Here is a 15763-nt window from a genome sequence, read left to right as displayed (position 1 = left end):
TCTCCGGGGCCGTACCGCGTGCCGGACCGCTCAGTACCGCAGCCGCGACAGATACGTGTAGCTGGCGAGCGCCGAAGCGAACGGATCAGCCGGCGAGTCGTGCTCCACCAGCCACTGCTTCACCCCGCCCCGCCGCGCCGTGTCGAACATCGCCGGGAAGTCCAGCACCCCGGACCCGACATCGGCGAAGTCCCCGTCCGGTGCCATGTCCTTCACATGCAGCGCCGGGAAGCGCCGGGGATGGCGTACGAACAGCTCGCCGGGCGCCGAGGCGCCCCCGTTCGCCGCCCAGTACAGATCCAGCTCGAAGCCGACGAGTTCCGGATCGGTCTCGGCGAGCAGGATGTCGTACAGGCTGACGCCGTCCACCACCTGATGGTCCGTGCCGTGATTGTGGTAGAGCAGCTTCAGCCCGGACTCGCGGGCCGCCAGCCCCGCCTTGTTGAACTCCCGGGCCACCTCCCGGTATCCGGCTGGACTGTGCAGCGATCCCGGCAGACTGGGTACGACGATCCACTTGCCGCCCAGCGTGTGGATGTCCTCCAGTGCCTGCGGCAGCCCGGCGCCCCTCACGATGTCGTACGCGACATGCTCGAGGACCGCCTTGAGCCGTGTCCCGTCGAGCATGCGCCGGATGTCGGCGGCGCTGTTGCCGTGCCGGCCGCTCACTCCGACCGTCGCGTACCCGATCTCCGCGAGCCGTTCCAGCGTGCCCCGGAAGTCCGTCGCGAGCGGCGTGCGCATGGTGTACAGGTGCATGCCGATCGCGGACGGCGGGATGCGGCGGCAGCGGCCGGCCGCGGCGGCGGACGCCGGGACCGTACCGAGACCGGCCACCGCGGCGGCACCCAGAGCCGTACCGAGAAAGGCACGTCGTGTGCTGTTCATGTTGTCTCTCCTCTCAGCCGACGCGCGCTCAGCTGACGTCGATGCGGACGGAGCCGGTGCTCGTGTCGCCCATGTCGTCGGTGACGGTCAGATGTGCGGTGTACGCACCCTTGCGGTCGTAGGTGTGTGTCGCGGTCGCGCCTTCCGTGCCCGTGGGCTTGACGTTGTCGCCGAAGTCCCAGTGGTACGAGGTGATGGTGCGTCCGGCGGCCGGCTCGACCACGCCGCCCAGCGCGACGGCGAGCGGCGAGGTTCCCGTGGCCGGGGCCGCCTTCACCTTGACCTTCGTACCGGGCTTCTTCTCGACGCCGGACCCGTTGAAGTGCAGCCAGTCCACCGCGAACAGATCGGCCTTGTCGCTCGACCACTCCGGATTACTGAACACCGCGTAAAGCTTCACGCTGCTTCCCGGGTTCTGCAGGGCCGTCGTCGGCGAGACGACCTTGCCCCAGTCACCGGTGTTCGGAACGGTCACCTTGCCGAGCAGGGGACCCGTCGGGGAGCCGGACCGGAACTCCACCGTGCCGCCGATCCCGCCGGACGCCGCGCCGACCGTCACCGAGTCGACGTTCTTCAGATGCACCGGATCGAAGCTGATCCAGTCACCGTCCTCGATCTCCGTCAGCCGCTTCCCGCCGGAGGCGTCGGTCCTGCTCGCGACCACCACCCCGTCGTGGGCCCCGCCGGTCGCCGTGAAGTGCTCCGCCTCACGGAACGTGGTGCGCAGCGTCAGCGAGGTCGAGCCGGTGAGCGCGGGGGCGTCCGGGGCGCCCTTGTCCTCGTACTGGGCGGTGATCCCGTAGTACAGGTTCTGTCCCGGGCCGTGGCTGTCCCCGGCGTCCGTGACGATCTCCCCGGTGCAGCCGGTGTAGTTGTCGAGCGGGTGCAGATGGGTGTCATGGCCGAGCTGCGACTGTACGACCACCCGGGAGCAGTCGATCGGCGCCCCGTTCCGCCCGTCCTCCTTGTCCTTCACCTTGACCGTGAACGGAATGGTGTCGCCGAAGCTGAACATCCCCCCGTTCGGCGGCTGCTTGATCGTCACCTCGGGCCTGCTGTTGCCGACGGTGATGTCCTGCACGGCCTGCGCGGTCAGACCACCGGGCCCGGTGACGGTCAGGCGTGCCGTGATGAGCCCCTTGGTGCGGTAGGTGTACGAGGGGTTCTGCTCCGTCGAGTCGGTGGTGCCGTTGCCGTCGAAGTCCCAGGCGTAGGTGACCGGTTGGCCCTCCGGCAGCCCGGATCCCGCGCTGGAGAAGTCGACGGTGAGCGGTGCGGGACCGCTGTCTCGGCTCGCGGTGATCTTCGCGTCGGGCAGCCGTCCGTCACCGACGTAGTCGATCCGGTAGATGCCCGCCCCCTCGTTGCTGCCGCCGCGTCCGGTGCCGCTGCCGAGCCCGAAGTCGATGACGTACAGCGCACCGTCGGGACCGAAGTCGGCATCGAACGGCTGGTTCCATTTCATGTCCGCGAAGACGCCGTTGATCGACTGGAGATCACCGGCCTTGACCGGAGCGAACCGTGGATCGGTGAACGTCTGGTCCTTCTGCTGGAACGAGAACGTCTTGAACCACTGGCGGGTCAGCTCATAGGTGAGCCACTTCCCCTCGAAGTACTCGGGGAACTTGGTGCGGTACGTGTTGTCGGGGTCGTAGTCGTAGACCGGACCGCTCATCGGGCCACCGCCGCCGGTGCCGAGCTCCGGGAATTCGGTGGACGCGGAGTAGGCGTACCAGACCGTGGCCGGCTGGGCCGGCGGCAGCTCCCGCAGCCCCGTGTTGTTCGGCGAATCGTTGACGAGCGCGGCACAGTCGAACTTCGGGCCCGACTTCTTCGCCGCGAAGTCGTAGTCGTTGAACGGCGTGTTGTTGCCGACGCAGTAGGGCCAGCCGAAGTTCCCCGCCTTGGTGATACGGGTGTACTCGACCGTGCCCTCGGGTCCGCGGTCGGCGACCGCGGCCTTGGCGTCCGGACCGTAGTCGGCGACCATCAGTGCGCCGCTCAGCGGATCCGTGGTGATCCGGAACGGGTTGCGCATCCCCATCGCGTAGATCTCGGGACGGGTCTTCTCCGTACCGGGCGCGAAGAGATTGCCCTCCGGGACGGTGTACGTGCCGTCGTCCTCCGGCGTGATGCGCAGGACCTTGCCGCGCAGATCGTTCGTGTTGCCCGCCGTGCCCTGGGCGTCCCAGGCGCGCCGGCCCTCGCTCTCGTCGATCGGGTTGAAGCCGTCCGAGGCGAACGGGTCGGTGTTGTCGCCCGTCGCCGCGTACAGATTGCCGCCCTTGTCGAAGGCGAGCGAACCTGCCATATGGGAGTTGGCCCGGCCCTCGCCCCGCCAGGTCGGAATGGTCAGCAGCCGCTTCTCCGAAGCCGGGTCGACCGTGTTCCCGGTGACGGTGAAGCGGGAGAGGTCGAGCTGCTTCTCGGTCTTGTCGGAGTGCAGGAGATAGAGCCAGTTGTTCGTGGCGAAGCCGGGATCGAGCGCGAGGCCGAGCAGCCCGTCGGACTGGCTGGTCATCTCCGGCGTGTACGCGAAGTCCAGTGCCGTCGTGACCTTCATGGTCTGCTGGTCGATGACCTTCAGCTTCCCGGTGCGCTGAGCGAAGAACACCCGGCGGTCGGGGGCGACGGCCAGCTCGAACGGGTCGGCGAGATCGCCGGTGGCCAGTGCGGTGCGCTGGAACGAACCGGTACGGGTCGCCGTGCAGTCACCCGACTTGGCACCCGCGGCCCATTCGATGCCGCCCAGCAGATGCTTGACGAAGCCCTCCTCCTGGAAGGCCGACGCCGCATGGCCGCCCGCGGTGAACCAGGAGCGTCCGCCGTCGTAGTTCTGGCACCAGGACCATGGATGGTCCACGCCCTCGTCCAGGCCGGTGATGCCGTCGCGCACCTTGATCTGCGCGAGCGTGTGCACCTTGGACGTCGGATTGGTGCGCCAGTTGTACCACTCCTCGGTGCGCTCCCAGAGGTCCGGAAGGCCCTTGGTGGACGGGTGCGCATGGTCGAGGACCTTGATCCGGCCGGTCTGCACGGCGGGATGCTGGTCGAAGATCGCGCCGACCAGTCCCTCGTACCAGTCCCAGTCGCGCTCGCTGGCGGACGCGGCATGCAGCCCGACCCACCCGCCGCCCCCGCGTATGAACTTCTGCAGGGCGGCCCGCTCGTCGGCACCCAGCAAGTCACCTGTCTCCGGGGTGGAGTTGGTGTTGTTGAAGACGATGGCCTGGAAACGGGCGAGATCGGTGTCGTTGAAGACCGCCGAATCGTCGGTGGCCTCCACGTCGAAGCCGTTCTCCGCGCCGAGCTTCTTGATCGCGTCGACCCCTGCGGGGATCGAGTCGTGCCTGAAGTTGGTGACCTCGGAATAGACCAGGACCCGGAAGGGGGCAGCATGGGCGCGGGGTGGCGACGCCACCAGAAGGCCGAGGACCAGGGCCAGGAGTGCGGTGAGAGCGAGGAGAGGGGAAGGTAATCCTCGCGAGGGGTGCCTGCTCAGCAGGTGTCTGCTCAGCGGATTTCTGCGGGGCGGATGGTGACTCATGGGCGCTCCCTGTGCGGTAGATGCCGACTGCGGGATGTAGAAAGCGCTTTCTGGAGTGCGCCGTTCAGACTAGGTTCACGCCATCCACGGGGTCAATGGGTCGGAAGGGCTCTCTGTGACTTCGCTGTGACGGGGAGTGCGGGGCTGGGTGCGGGCGGCCTGGGCCCCCGTCGTCCGGTCGCCCGGTTACTGAGGGGCCGACTGTCCGCCTCGGCCGGCCGCATCCCGGTGAGGGGCGGCCCGGTGTCCCCCCGCTCGGTCTCCGCTGGTCAGGAAACCGCTGATCGGCTCCCGTACCTCGCGCGGATCCAGGACGTGCGCGTCGGTTCGATGCCCGCGGCCTGCCAGTCGTACGAACCGCCGGCGCTGACATTCCCCCCGGACATGCCCCTGATGCCCGAAGTCGAGCTTCACCTGCTCGAACGGCCGCTCCATCAGGAAGGGGATGAACGTATGGGTGATCGGCCGCATCCCGGTCAGCGCCGGTTCGGCCCCGGCGGCGATCAGCGGCTGCTCCCGGATGCCGACATCGATCACCCGGTCCGGATGAGGGCGCGCGGCGCCCGGTCGAAGCCGGCGCGGCTGATCTCGGCCGGCACGACGGTCGGCCCCGGGTCGTCGTCCAGGAGCCGCGTCGCGGTGGTGATGAAACGTTCACGCATGGTGTCCATGAGAGGAGGTGCTCCTCGTTCCGGTGAGGGGATGCGCTGGTGTGCCGCGGTACGGGCGTCAGCTCTTGGGGGCGACGTGGGTGATCACTGCGTGAGGAGGCCGGGGTGGGGTGCGGTGCAGGCCGCGTACAGCGCCTCGTGCTCGCGCCCGTCCACGGTCGGGACCGACCAGCCGGCCGCTTCGAACCGGGAAACGATGCCGCCGAGGCGTTGTCGATCACCAGGGTGTGCAACTGGTCGAGACCGGCCGGACCGGCATGAGCGATCGCCTCGCGATTGCTGCCCTGTCCAGATCGGCGTCCCCGACCAGGATCCGGGCCTGCGGAACGGTGAGCCCCCGCGCCCGCAGGCCGAGCACGCTGCCTACGGCCGGCGGCAGTCCGTGTCGCGGTGATCCGCTGCCGATTTCGGTGCCCGGGACGAGCAGTCGGTCCGAGTGGTGTCCCAGCGGCGGGTCGTACCCGCCGAAACCGGACAGTGGAGCCTCGTCGCAGAAGCCGTCTGTGGCGAGGACCGCCGTAGTGCGACATCGCCCCGTGCCCCTTCGAGAGCAGGAACCTGTCGGGCTCCGGATCATCCACCGTGGCCGGTGTGACGCGCGGCACGCGGTGGTACGGCACCCGGAGTGCGTCGCGATTCGAGGTGGCCGCGGACCCGTGTTTCTCGTCGCCCGTCGTCAGGCTCATCTGGCGGCTGGGGTCGCGGCACGGGAGCGCCGGTCTTGATCGTCATGCGTCCCAGCGTTCGACCTCAAGTTCGGTCGAGGTGAAGTACCGAAAGGCGTTCGTGAGCACCGGCCCAAGTGCGGTATTGTTCTCATGCGCGTTCAGCCAGGGGAAAAGCCCAGGTCAGGCGAGCAACGGGACGTGGCGCAGCTTGGTAGCGCACTTGACTGGGGGTCAAGGGGTCGCAGGTTCAAATCCTGTCGTCCCGACAGTTCGAACGTTTCGAACGTCGCAGGTGAAGGGCCGTTTTCATAACGGCCCTTTTTCTGTTCCCCGGCTCGCTCCCAGGGAGCGATGAGAGGGGGCGTGTTCGCTCTCGGTGCCCTTGACGAATTGCTCCCACTCGGATCGCTGTCCTTATATTCGATTTCCTGCCCGCGCGTTCACGTTCGTGTCCGTTTTGTGACCGTCGGCCCCCGTCGTTCGGGGGCTTATGGGTATGGGCCGGCGCTTCTCGGTGCAGGTCGCGCTCGCCCCTGGTGGGAGCGGGGCTGGGAGCGGCGTCCCCATGACCAGGGCCGACGATATGGGGCCATGCGAAATCTTGGGCACATGTCCGATGATCGTCCACCCGTCGCCGTCAGGTGGACGCACTGGGAACGAGTCGTTCGTCGAGTCGAGCGCGTACGTGTTCAGGCTGTCGTCGTCGGCCGGCATGGTGAAGAGCCGGGTGTTCGGCGTTGCGAGCGGCGCCACGAACCCTGCCCTGGCAGTGCCGGCCGTCCGGTGGACAGCCGACGCCCAGCGCGCCCCTGCTCCCGGCGAACGTGCGGCGAGCTCGCAGGCGAGGAAGTGCAGAGCCGAGCTGGACGATCGACGCCGGCTGGACGGACAAGCGCGCGGAAGCTCCTGGTGGACAGGCGATCTCGGTCGTGACGTCGTCCGTCGGAAGCATCTCCACGTCCGACGCCATTCGCCGCAACTGTTCGCCAGGTCTGCAAGGTTGGAGCTCACCGGCACTGTTCGTCGGACCGAGAACGCCTATTCCACGACCTGCCTCGGATCGATCGGAATCTCTCGTGCCGTATTCTCGCCGCGCTGCTCGGCACTCAACTGTCGCGTCACGGTCCCGCAGCAGCGGTCGTACTGGTTCTGCCAGTCCGTCATGAACATGTCGTAGTTGGACCGACCGGTCAGCTTCAGGTTCGACTCGTCGTTGTGCCAGACGCCGTTGCTCGTCCAGTTCGAGGACCCGATGAACACGATCCTGGAGTCGGCCGCACCCGCGTAACTGCCGCTGACCATCATGTACTTGTCGTGCGTGTAGTGCAGAGCGTTGCCGTTCGCGTCGGTGCCGTGGGTGGTGTCGTGCACGTCGATGTTCGGCCGGTTCTTCAGGTAGCTCTGCACGCTGTCATCGACCTGGCCGGCGGTGATAAGAATATGGATCTTGACGCCGGTTCCTGCCAGACTCACCAGCTTCTTCGGCAGCTCCAGATAGTTCCGGTCGCCCGGCTGTCCGTGAGAGGTCCACTGGAACATGGCGATGTTGATCGTGGCCGGCGCCTTGATGTTGCCCAGGAAGTCGACCCAGGTGTCACTTCTGGAGCGAGCCTTGGGCCACTGGTAGGAGGGCGGGGACAGTTTCCTGGCGGCCGTGGCGCTGGTGGAGTTGTAGTAGTCGGGTGCCAGCGGGCCCGGGCCGTTGATCGCCCCCTTGGCCATGGCGGTGAAGTAGCGGACGTAGGAGTTGTACAGGTCGACGTTGCCCTTGACGGTGGCGCTGCTGTTCCATGCGGTGCCGGCTTGGGCGGAGGTGGGGTTGGCGCTGCTGACGGTCACAGTCCTGTTCGCATCGAGCCCACCGCTGAGCATGTAGTACTTCGCGTGCAGGGCGGAGCCGCCGAAGTGGGACAGGCAGCCGCCCGGGCACAGCGCGGCGAAGCTGGAGGCTCGCGGGTCGTTGCCCAACTCGGTGACCATCGACTGCCAGATCTTGTTGTCGCTGTGAGCGTCCATCAGCGCCTTCACGATGACGCCGCGCTGGTGCGCGGCGATCAGGGCGTTGGCGAAATCCGGGCCCGGTTGCGCGATGCTGATCGAGTACATGGCGACGCGTACGGTCTGCCCGCAGCTGGCGCTGTTGATCGATTCGATGATCGGGCCCATGATCTTCATCTGGGCGGCGGGGTCCTCCGGGTCGTTGAAACGCGGCCCCGGGCTGGAGACGAACGTCCGGGACTCGCAACTCAGCGGGGTCTTGGCCTTCTTGACCGCGGCGTGCGCCGTCGTCAGCGACAGCACGGTGAAGACCAGCGCGGTGATCAACGTGAACGTACGCTTCATGGGCCGCCTTTCGATGGGCTGTTGATGATGAAGGGTCGGGTCCGCAAGAGGCCGGCGGGGGCGATGCCGCCGCCAGCGGAATCTACTACTGTTCCACCGATTGTTCCGATATTCACTCGGAGTCCCTGCATTGCGCATCGAAAGATTTCTTGGGCGGGGGAGCAACCGCGGCGTGTGCAAGTGACCATCAGGGCCCCGTGACTGCCGTTCGCCGGGAACCGGTCAGGTATTGCCTCGAGGCACCTTCGCTGCGGGCCATGAACCGGGCGCGGGCCTTGTCCGCGTCCTTCGATCGCGGTTAGGGTCCTGTGTACGGAAAGCGCTTTCCCCTCACCTGCTCTCCGAGGAACCCGCATGTCATCCCCCTCTCGTCCGGCATCTCCTCTGCGTGCCGCCGTCGTCGGCACCGGCGCGATCGTCACCGGAAGCCATCTGCCCGCCCTCGCCGCCCTGCGCGACCGCGCCGAACTGGTCGCAGCCGTCGACGTGGATCCCGCCCGGCTCGACGCGTTCGGAGCCCAGGCCGCCGAGGCCGGTTTCGCGGACGTCGCCGGGCACACCGATCTCGCCGCGATGCTCACGGCGGACCGACCGGACCTGGTGCTCATCGGCACGCCACCGGCGTTCCACCGCGAGCAGACCGTCGCCGCCCTGAAGTCCGGTGCCTGGGTGCTGTGCGAGAAGCCGCTGACACTGTCGCTCGCCGAGTACGACGAGATCGCCGCCGCCGAGGACGCCAGTGGCGGGTACGCGTCCGTCGTCTTCCAGCACCGTTACGGCTCCGGCGCCGTGCACGCCCGCTCCCTGCTCGCCGACGGCACGCTCGGCCGCCCGCTCGTCGCGCACTGCCAGACCACCTGGTACCGCGACGCCGCGTACTACGCGGCGCCCTGGCGCGGCCGTTGGGCCGGCGAGGGCGGCGGCCCCACCATGGGCCACGGCATCCACCAGTACGACCTGCTCCTGCACCTGCTCGGCGAGTGGACCGAGGTGCGCGCGATGGCCGCCCGCCTGGTGCACGACACGGAGAGCGAGGACGTGTCCACCGCGCTTGTACGGTTCGCGGGCGGCGCCCTGGCCACCGTCGTCAACTCGGTTCTCTCGCCCGACGAGACCAGCCGCATCCGCATCGACTGCGAGCGGGCCACCGTCGAACTGACTCATCTGTACGGGCACTCGAACGACGACTGGCGGTACACCTCGGCACCCGGCGCCCCACAGCCGCCCGCGCCCGCGGCTGACGTACCCAGCTCGCACACCGCGCAACTGACCGCGCTGCTCGACGCGCACGACGCGGGTACCCGACCGCCCGGCAGCGGCCGCGACGCCCGCAGCACCCTGGAGTTCGCGGCCGCGCTGTACAAATCGGCGTTCACCGGCGCCGCCGTAAAGGCCGGTGAGCTCGGCCCAGGCGACCCGTTCTACGCCACGATGCACGGCGACCACCCGGATTGGAGCCCGAAGCGTTGAGCGGCGAGGCCGTGAGCGGCGGTACGACCCCCAAGAGCGCGGCCGCCGTCGAGGTCACGCACGTCCACGGCGAGCGGATCACCGTGCGCGCCGCCGCGACCGGCGTGGAGCTGTTCTCGTACGTGTACCGGCCCGACCCGGTCGCGTTCGAGGCCCGTAAACCGTATGTCCACCCGCTGCGCACCCTGTCCGGCCGCCTTGTCTCCGGCTACCGGCCCAGTGACCACCGCTGGCACAAGGGACTGCAGATGACGGCGAGTCATCTGTCCGGGCAGAACTTCTGGGGCGGCCACTCCTACATCCACGGCAAGGGCTATCTGGGCCTCCACGAGCTGATCGGCTCGATGCGGCACGACGGCTTCGATGCCATCGACGTGTGCGCCGACGAACTGTCCTTCACCGAGCGGCTGACCTGGGTGGAGAACGGAGGCGCCCAGTGGGCGCGGGAGCGGCGCGGGGTACGGGTGCACGCGGTGGACCCGGAGACCGGCTCGTACGCCGTGGACTGGTCGATCCGGCTGACCAACGTCCGCGAGGACGGCGAGGCTCTGCGCTTCGGCTCACCGACCACGGCGGGCCGCGAGATGGCCGGGTACACCGGTCTGCAGTGGCGCGGACCGCGCGACTTCACCGGAGGCCGAGTCTTCGGCCCCGGCACCGAGGGTGAGTTGATGGGCACGCAGGGCCCGTGGCTGGCGTTCACCGGCGAGCACGACGACGTCGACGGCCACTCGACGCTGATGTTCGCGCACGCGCCAGGGAACGCGGACGCGATTCACGCCTCGCACTGGTTCGTGCGCGCGGCGCCGATCCCGACCGTCGCGTTCTCCTGGGCGTTCTTCGAGGAGTTCGCGCTGGACGCCGGCGAGTCCTTCGCGTACCGGTATCGCGTGGTGGTCGCCGACGGCGCCTGGGACCGCGAGCAGGTGGCCACCCGGCTGAAGGGGCTGGCGTGGTGAGCCCCGACACCGACGCGGCGCCGGGACCGGTCGACCCGTCGGTGAACCGGTGTGTGTAGCACGGCACTTGGGGTGGTCGACCCACGACGGCGGGGGCAGGGTGGCCGTGTCGATCCGGTGACGGCAGATGCCACTGACACCTCCCGTACGGGCGGGGTCAGTGCTTCGAGGTGGAACGGATCGCCGCGATGTCGAACTGGAGGCGGAGCCGCTCGCTGACCATTGCCCCGCCCTCCGCCAGCCGGGCGTTGTAGGTCAGGCCCCAGTCCGATCGGTTGATGGTGGTCGTGCCGTCGAAGCCGACCCGTTCGTAGCCGAACGGGTCGGTGACATGGCCGATGTAGGTGAGGTCCAGTTCCACGGGGTGGGTGATGCCCCTGATGGTGAGGTCGCCGGTCATGCGGTAGACGTCCTTGCCCGCGAGGTGAACGGCGGTACTGGTGAAGGTCATCCGCGGATACGTCGCGGCGTCCAGGAAGTCACGCCCGACCAGGTGGGCGTCACGCTGCTCCACCCCCGTGTCGACGCTCGAGGTGTGCAGCACGATGTCCGCGCGAGAGCGTGCCGGGTTCCGGCCGTCGAAGTAGAGGCGACTGTCGTACGAACCGAAGGATCCGCGCACCGTCGTCACCATCGCGTGCCGCACCGAGAAACCGATCCTGCTGTGGGCGGGGTCGATCATCCACTCTCCGGTGAGAGCTGCCAGGGCGGGATCCGGCATCACGGCAGCAGCGGGGGTTGTCGGAGCGGCGGGCGCCGCCGGGCGTCGGAGCGTGGTGCCGCGGCTGAAAAAGTTCATGGGACATGTTGTTACTCGGGGGTACCTCGCACGCGCAAGTCGCGGGTGGGAAACCCGCTCATGTATGAACAGACTTTCACAACTCGGAGCACAGCCCGGGTACGGTCAGTCACCGGAGGTCCTCCACGGGGACGCGCTGAAGGCCGTCACCCGGAACGTCGCGAGGGATGCGCCACGCGCCAGAGTGCTGTCCCGTGACAGCCGTGAGCATGCTCCTACCGTGGGCGCCCGGCATCGGCATCGCCTTCGGGGCGGGTGGACTTCCGGGTCGTCGCCGCAGTCGGATCCGCCGATCGTCAGCACGCGCGCGGCGCGGTCGTGCGAGGTTCTCCGGCCGGGCACGGGGCCATGCCCGGGCGTACGCGCGTGCCGACGCACGAGGGTCCACGGCGGCGCAGATGCCGGAGACGGCGGCGGCTCCCACCGCCCCGGCGTCTCGCAGGCGCGGCAGGTCGGCCGGGGTGATGCCGCCGATGGCCACGGCGGGCAGATCGCTGAGCCGGGCGAGGCGGGCGAAGCCGGCATGGCCGAGCGGGGCCGGGGCGTCCGCCTTGGTCCTGGTCGCGTGCAACGCGCCGATGCCGACGTGGTGGACGCGCGCCGGATCCTCGGCGGCGGCCCGCAGTTGCTCGGGGGTGGCTGCACTCAGGCCCAGAACCGCGTCCTCCCCGATCAGTTCGCGTACGGCCGCCGGCGGCAGATCCGACTGGCCGACGTGAACACCTGTCACGCGGGCGCCGGCGGCTCGGGCCGCCAGGAACACGTCCACCCGGTCGTTGACGATCAGCGTCACTCGTTCGGGAAGGACGGCGGCCACCTCCAGAACCGTGTGCAGGAACTCCCTCCCGGTGGCGTGCTTCTCCCGGATCTGCACGGCGGTCACGCCCCCGGCCACTGCCAGGGCGACGGTCTCGGCCACGCTCCGGCCGCGGGCCGCGCACTGGGCCGTGTCCGTCACCAGGTAGACCGACAGATCCACCGGTGCCGCGGTCACGAGAGGGCCGCCCGCTCGCCGAGGTCCGCTTCCTGCAGTGCGGCGAGCGCGTCCAGGAAGGCGACGGCGAAGCTGCCGGGCCCGGAGGACTCCTTCGCGGCCAGTTCGGCGGCGACCGTGTACGTGGTGACGGCGGCCACGACCGCGGCGAAGCGGTCCTCGTCGACCGCCGCGAAGGCGGCCATCACCGCACCCAGTGCGCAGCCGCCACCTGTCACCCGGGTCAACAGGGCGTCACCGTTGGCGATCCGGGCGCTGCGCACCCCGTCGGTGACGAAGTCGACAGGCCCGGAGACGGCGACCACACAGCCTGCTGCACGCGCCAGCTCGCGGGCCGAATCCTCGGCGGCCCCGACGCCGTCGGAGGAGTCCACGCCGCGGCCGCCGTCGCCCGCGCCCGCGAGCGCGATGATCTCGGACGCGTTGCCCCGGATCACAGTCGGTCGCAGCCGCAGGAGTTCTCGCGCCAGAGCGGTGCGCACCGGCAGCGCGCCGACCGCCACCGGGTCGAGGACCCACGGGGTGCCGGCCGAACCCGCCGCCCGCGCGGCCTCGACCATGGCGGAGCGCTGCTCCGCGTGCGGGGTACCGAGATTGATCAGGACCCCGGAGGCGACCCGGGCGAACGGGCCGGCCTCCTCCGGAATGTCGACCATGGCCGGCGAGGCGCCGAGCGCCAGCAGGACGTTGGCGGTGAAGCCCGTGACCACCGAGTTGGTCAGGCACTGGACCAGAGGGGAGTCCGCCCGCACGCGTGCGAGGGCCTGCGGGACGAAAGCGGTGTGATCGGTGGATGTAACGGGCATGGGATTTCGCTCCGTGGGGGAGGGGATGTCGTTCGGGGTCCGTCGGCCGGCGGCAGGTCAGTCCTGCGGGCGACGGCGTAGCCGCAGCGGCGCGTAGACGGTGAGAGCCACGAGGAACGCCACGTAGTACGAGAGGTCGGCGCTGTGCAGGGCGGCGGCCACCGGTCCCACGTACAGACTGGTGTCCATGAACGGCACCGCCGCGGCGAAGGCGACGGCGAACGCCAGCAACGGGGGCCACCCGGAGTTCGGCCGAGCGGTCTCGGCGGCGAGATCGATCGCCGCACCGTCCCGTGTCCGGGCCCGTGCGATCCAGTCGACGATGACGATCGCCACGAATCCGGGGATCCAGTAGCCGACGAACAGCAGCACGTTCTGGAAGCGGGCAGTGGTGTCGGCAGCGTGCATCCACAGCACCAGAGGGAAGCCGAGCGCGGCGGCGAGGGCGGCGGCCGCCGGGCGGGGAATGCGCACGCCGACGGTCTGCAGGGCCAAGGAACCGCTGTAGTCGTTCATGGCGTTGCTGCAGAGGGCGGCCAGCGCCACGGCGAGCAGTCCGAACGCGCCCAGCACCCCACCGCCCAGCAGCTTGTCCACCCCTGCGGCGGTCTGGTCGGTCAGTACGGACGCGCCCAGCAACCCGAGGGCCTGGACGGCCACGAAGGACACCACCAGGCCGAGCAGCGTGAACCAGAACATGCGCGGGCGCGAGGTGGTGCGTGGCAGATAGCGGCTGAAGTCGCTGGCGTACGGGGCCCAGGACAGGGCCAGACTCAGCGCGATGGTGCTGGTCAGGACGAACGCGCCGGCCCGGTCGGCGCCGTGGGCGGTGCCGGCTCCGACCGGATGGACACCGTCGAGCAGCCGCCAGGCGATCAGGGCGAACGCGCCGGCGAGTACGAAGGTCATGACGATCTGGAGCCGGTGGATGGCCTCGTAGCCCAGCACGCCGAGGGCGCCCTGGGCCAACATCATGGCCAGCACGCCGAGCCAGAACGGCCAGCCGCAGAGCCGCGCGAGCGCGTCCCCGCCGAACAGCCCGATCAGCGCGTCCCAGGCGACCGAGGACAGCCACTGCAGGATGCCGGGCACCGTCACGGCCCGGCCGAAGGCGAGCCGGGCCAGCGGCAGCTGTCCGGCACCGGTCTGGCTCCCCCAGGTCCCCAGGTAGGCGGTGGGCACCGCGCCGAGCACCGTGCCCAGCACGACGGCGGCGAGCGCGGTGGCGAAGTCCAGGCCGAGGGCGATGCCGACGGTGCCGGTGAATACACCGGTCATGGTCAGATTGGGAGCGAACCACACGCTGAACAGGCGCCCGGGACCGCCGTAGCGATTGCTCTCGGGGACCGGCTCGATGCCGTGCGTCTCGACCCGGAGGTCGCCGGCCGCCACCGGCATCCGTCCGTCGAAGACGGTCTGCCGGCCGTCGGCGGGCAGCCCGCCGGAAACATGCGTCAAAGGCATGAAAGACATCCCTCCGCCAGTGCGAACTGGTTCAGGTTCGACGGGTGTGATCTCAGCCCTCGGGTAGGGCACCCCGTGTCCGGTACGACGGTCAGACTAACCCGGTCCCTGCGAACACCTGTACCGAGGTCTGCGTGGCAGACGACTCGGTGGGTTCCTCCGGGGCGTGGATACGCGGTCCGCGTCACGAGGGCGGCGCACCGTTCTCACGGCCGGGTCCCCACCTCCGCGTGACCGGTGCGATCCAGATGCCAGCGGTGTTCCACCTCGAAGCGGCGCAGCCCGGTGCGGCGTTCGACGACCACGTCGACGGTCGCACGTTCGGTGTTGGTGCATGTGGCGGTCGCTCCGTCGGGGTCGGTGTAGGAGAGCGAGACACAGTCGACCGGGTCCTGGGTCACATCGATCCGTACCCTGCGCCGCGCGCCGCCGCCTGCGACCGACCAGTCCGGCAGCCCGATCCGTGCGCGCAGCAGTGGCGCGGTCAGCAACGGGTCGCGCGGCCAGTCGGTGCCACCGATCCGCAGCTGAAGCATGGGCAGCGGTGGCAGCCACCGCATCGTGGGACGGCGGGCGACGGCGGCCACCACTTCCAGTACGTCCCCGCCACCGAGGCCCGCATGGAGCCACGCCCATCGCTGGGCATTGCCGTGACCGGCGATCCGGGCGACGCCTCCCACGGCGTCGGAGAGGGTGAACCGTCTTTCCCCGAAGACGAGTTCCCCCTCGAAAACGGCGTCGGGGGCAGGCACGATCTGGGCGGCGGGGAGCAGTTCACGCTGCCAGGACCAGCGCGGAAAGGTGTAGAGGGGCTCTCCGCCCCCGGTGACCGTCAGACGCCAGGTGATCGCGCCCGCGGTGCCCTCCAGCAGGCTGGGCGTTGCCCGCACCCCCGGCACCTCGAAGTACGCCTCGCCCTGGGGCGGCGGAGCGTCCCGGCCCCCGAACCGCTCGGTGACCGGCGGTCCGTCCGGCGGGAAGACGGATATCCAGCCGTGTGCCCGGACCGGGCCGTCGTGCTGGGGTGCCACCACTTCGTGGTGGATCCACACGCCGGTCCCGGTACGCGGATCGGTCAACGTCGCGTACCAGACTTCGAGCCGCCCTGGACGACCGGTCATCCGCGGCGGGTAGAGCGAGTTCACGAGGGATTC

10 protein-coding genes, 1 tRNA gene, 2 pseudogenes and 1 riboswitch are annotated in these 15763 nt (G+C 69.4%); of the genes and pseudogenes, 3 read left to right on the top strand and 10 right to left on the bottom strand.

Annotated features, from left to right (window positions below):
• Window positions 1-30: 30 nt before the first annotated feature.
• From OG963_RS09175 to OG963_RS09160, 4 genes and pseudogenes are all read right to left on the bottom strand, one after another.
• A complete protein-coding gene (locus OG963_RS09175; protein ID WP_176901984.1) occupies window positions 31-888 on the bottom strand; it encodes a sugar phosphate isomerase/epimerase in 858 nt (285 codons plus the stop codon).
• A gap of 28 nt (window positions 889-916) precedes the next feature.
• On the bottom strand, window positions 917-4435 hold the full coding sequence (locus OG963_RS09170; RefSeq protein WP_371798742.1) for a ThuA domain-containing protein: 3519 nt from the start codon (window positions 4433-4435) through the stop codon (window positions 917-919).
• 332 nt (window positions 4436-4767) lie between these two features.
• A pseudogene (locus OG963_RS09165) lies at window positions 4768-5106 on the bottom strand (transketolase); the annotation flags it as partial.
• Between the two features lie 58 nt (window positions 5107-5164).
• Window positions 5165-5792 (bottom strand): annotated as a pseudogene (locus tag OG963_RS09160) (transketolase).
• Between the two features lie 174 nt (window positions 5793-5966).
• Between OG963_RS09160 and OG963_RS09155 the strand changes: the two are divergent.
• A tRNA-Pro gene (locus OG963_RS09155) sits at window positions 5967-6040 on the top strand.
• 772 nt (window positions 6041-6812) lie between these two features.
• On the opposite strand, the gene OG963_RS09150 is transcribed toward OG963_RS09155, so the two are convergent.
• Window positions 6813-8117, bottom strand: coding sequence for a phosphatidylserine/phosphatidylglycerophosphate/cardiolipin synthase family protein (locus OG963_RS09150; protein WP_371798741.1), 1305 nt, complete (start codon window positions 8115-8117; stop codon window positions 6813-6815).
• 354 nt (window positions 8118-8471) lie between these two features.
• Between OG963_RS09150 and OG963_RS09145 the strand changes: the two genes are divergently transcribed.
• Window positions 8472-9587 carry a Gfo/Idh/MocA family protein gene (locus tag OG963_RS09145; RefSeq protein ID WP_093769984.1) on the top strand — a complete coding sequence of 372 codons (1116 nt, stop codon included), beginning with the start codon at window positions 8472-8474 and terminating at the stop codon, window positions 9585-9587.
• The gene (locus OG963_RS09140) at window positions 9584-10546 is read left to right on the top strand and encodes a PmoA family protein (RefSeq protein WP_256327932.1); all 963 of its coding nucleotides are present in this window, start codon (window positions 9584-9586) and stop codon (window positions 10544-10546) included. Before OG963_RS09145 ends, OG963_RS09140 begins: the two co-directional genes overlap by 4 nt.
• A 157-nt stretch (window positions 10547-10703) precedes the next feature.
• On the opposite strand, the gene OG963_RS09135 is transcribed toward OG963_RS09140, so the two are convergent.
• The 5 genes from OG963_RS09135 to OG963_RS09115 form a co-directional block, all read right to left on the bottom strand.
• Window positions 10704-11345: a YceI family protein gene (locus tag OG963_RS09135; RefSeq protein WP_093769985.1), complete on the bottom strand. Its 642-nt coding sequence runs from the start codon at window positions 11343-11345 to the stop codon at window positions 10704-10706.
• Between the two features lie 109 nt (window positions 11346-11454).
• The gene (gene thiE, locus OG963_RS09130) at window positions 11455-12339 is read right to left on the bottom strand and encodes a thiamine phosphate synthase (RefSeq protein ID WP_371798740.1); all 885 of its coding nucleotides are present in this window, start codon (window positions 12337-12339) and stop codon (window positions 11455-11457) included.
• Complete coding sequence (gene thiM / locus OG963_RS09125; protein ID WP_093769987.1) at window positions 12336-13145, bottom strand: hydroxyethylthiazole kinase; 810 nt, start codon at window positions 13143-13145, stop codon at window positions 12336-12338. The genes thiE and thiM overlap by 4 nt, the downstream gene beginning before the upstream one ends.
• 57 nt (window positions 13146-13202) lie before the next feature.
• Window positions 13203-14609 carry a cytosine permease gene (locus OG963_RS09120; protein ID WP_093929261.1) on the bottom strand — a complete coding sequence of 469 codons (1407 nt, stop codon included), beginning with the start codon at window positions 14607-14609 and terminating at the stop codon, window positions 13203-13205.
• A riboswitch (TPP riboswitch) is annotated at window positions 14601-14695 on the bottom strand. It overlaps the preceding gene by 9 nt.
• A 120-nt stretch (window positions 14696-14815) precedes the next feature.
• Window positions 14816-15754, bottom strand: a complete 939-nt coding sequence (locus OG963_RS09115; protein WP_218133067.1) for a hypothetical protein — start codon at window positions 15752-15754, stop codon at window positions 14816-14818.
• Window positions 15755-15763: the final 9 nt, after the last annotated feature.

This window comes from Streptomyces sp. NBC_01707 (assembly GCF_041438805.1).
In the GTDB taxonomy this organism is placed as follows: Bacteria; Actinomycetota; Actinomycetes; order Streptomycetales; family Streptomycetaceae; genus Streptomyces.
Note: the sequence above shows the minus strand (reverse complement) of the source record. Positions and strands in the feature narration are given on the sequence as shown.

Excerpts from the sequence above, each read along its gene's own strand:
- OG963_RS09150 (WP_371798741.1), bottom strand. The coding sequence starts at position 8,117 with ATGAAGCGTACGTTCACGTTGATCACCGCGCTGGTCTTCACCGTGCTG.
- OG963_RS09145 (WP_093769984.1), top strand. The coding sequence starts at position 8,472 with ATGTCATCCCCCTCTCGTCCGGCATCTCCTCTGCGTGCCGCCGTCGTC.
- thiM (WP_093769987.1), bottom strand. The coding sequence starts at position 13,145 with ATGCCCGTTACATCCACCGATCACACCGCTTTCGTCCCGCAGGCCCTC.
- OG963_RS09120 (WP_093929261.1), bottom strand. The coding sequence starts at position 14,609 with ATGCCTTTGACGCATGTTTCCGGCGGGCTGCCCGCCGACGGCCGGCAG.
- OG963_RS09135 (WP_093769985.1), bottom strand. The coding sequence starts at position 11,345 with ATGAACTTTTTCAGCCGCGGCACCACGCTCCGACGCCCGGCGGCGCCC.
- OG963_RS09175 (WP_176901984.1), bottom strand. The coding sequence starts at position 888 with ATGAACAGCACACGACGTGCCTTTCTCGGTACGGCTCTGGGTGCCGCC.
- OG963_RS09170 (WP_371798742.1), bottom strand. The coding sequence starts at position 4,435 with ATGAGTCACCATCCGCCCCGCAGAAATCCGCTGAGCAGACACCTGCTG.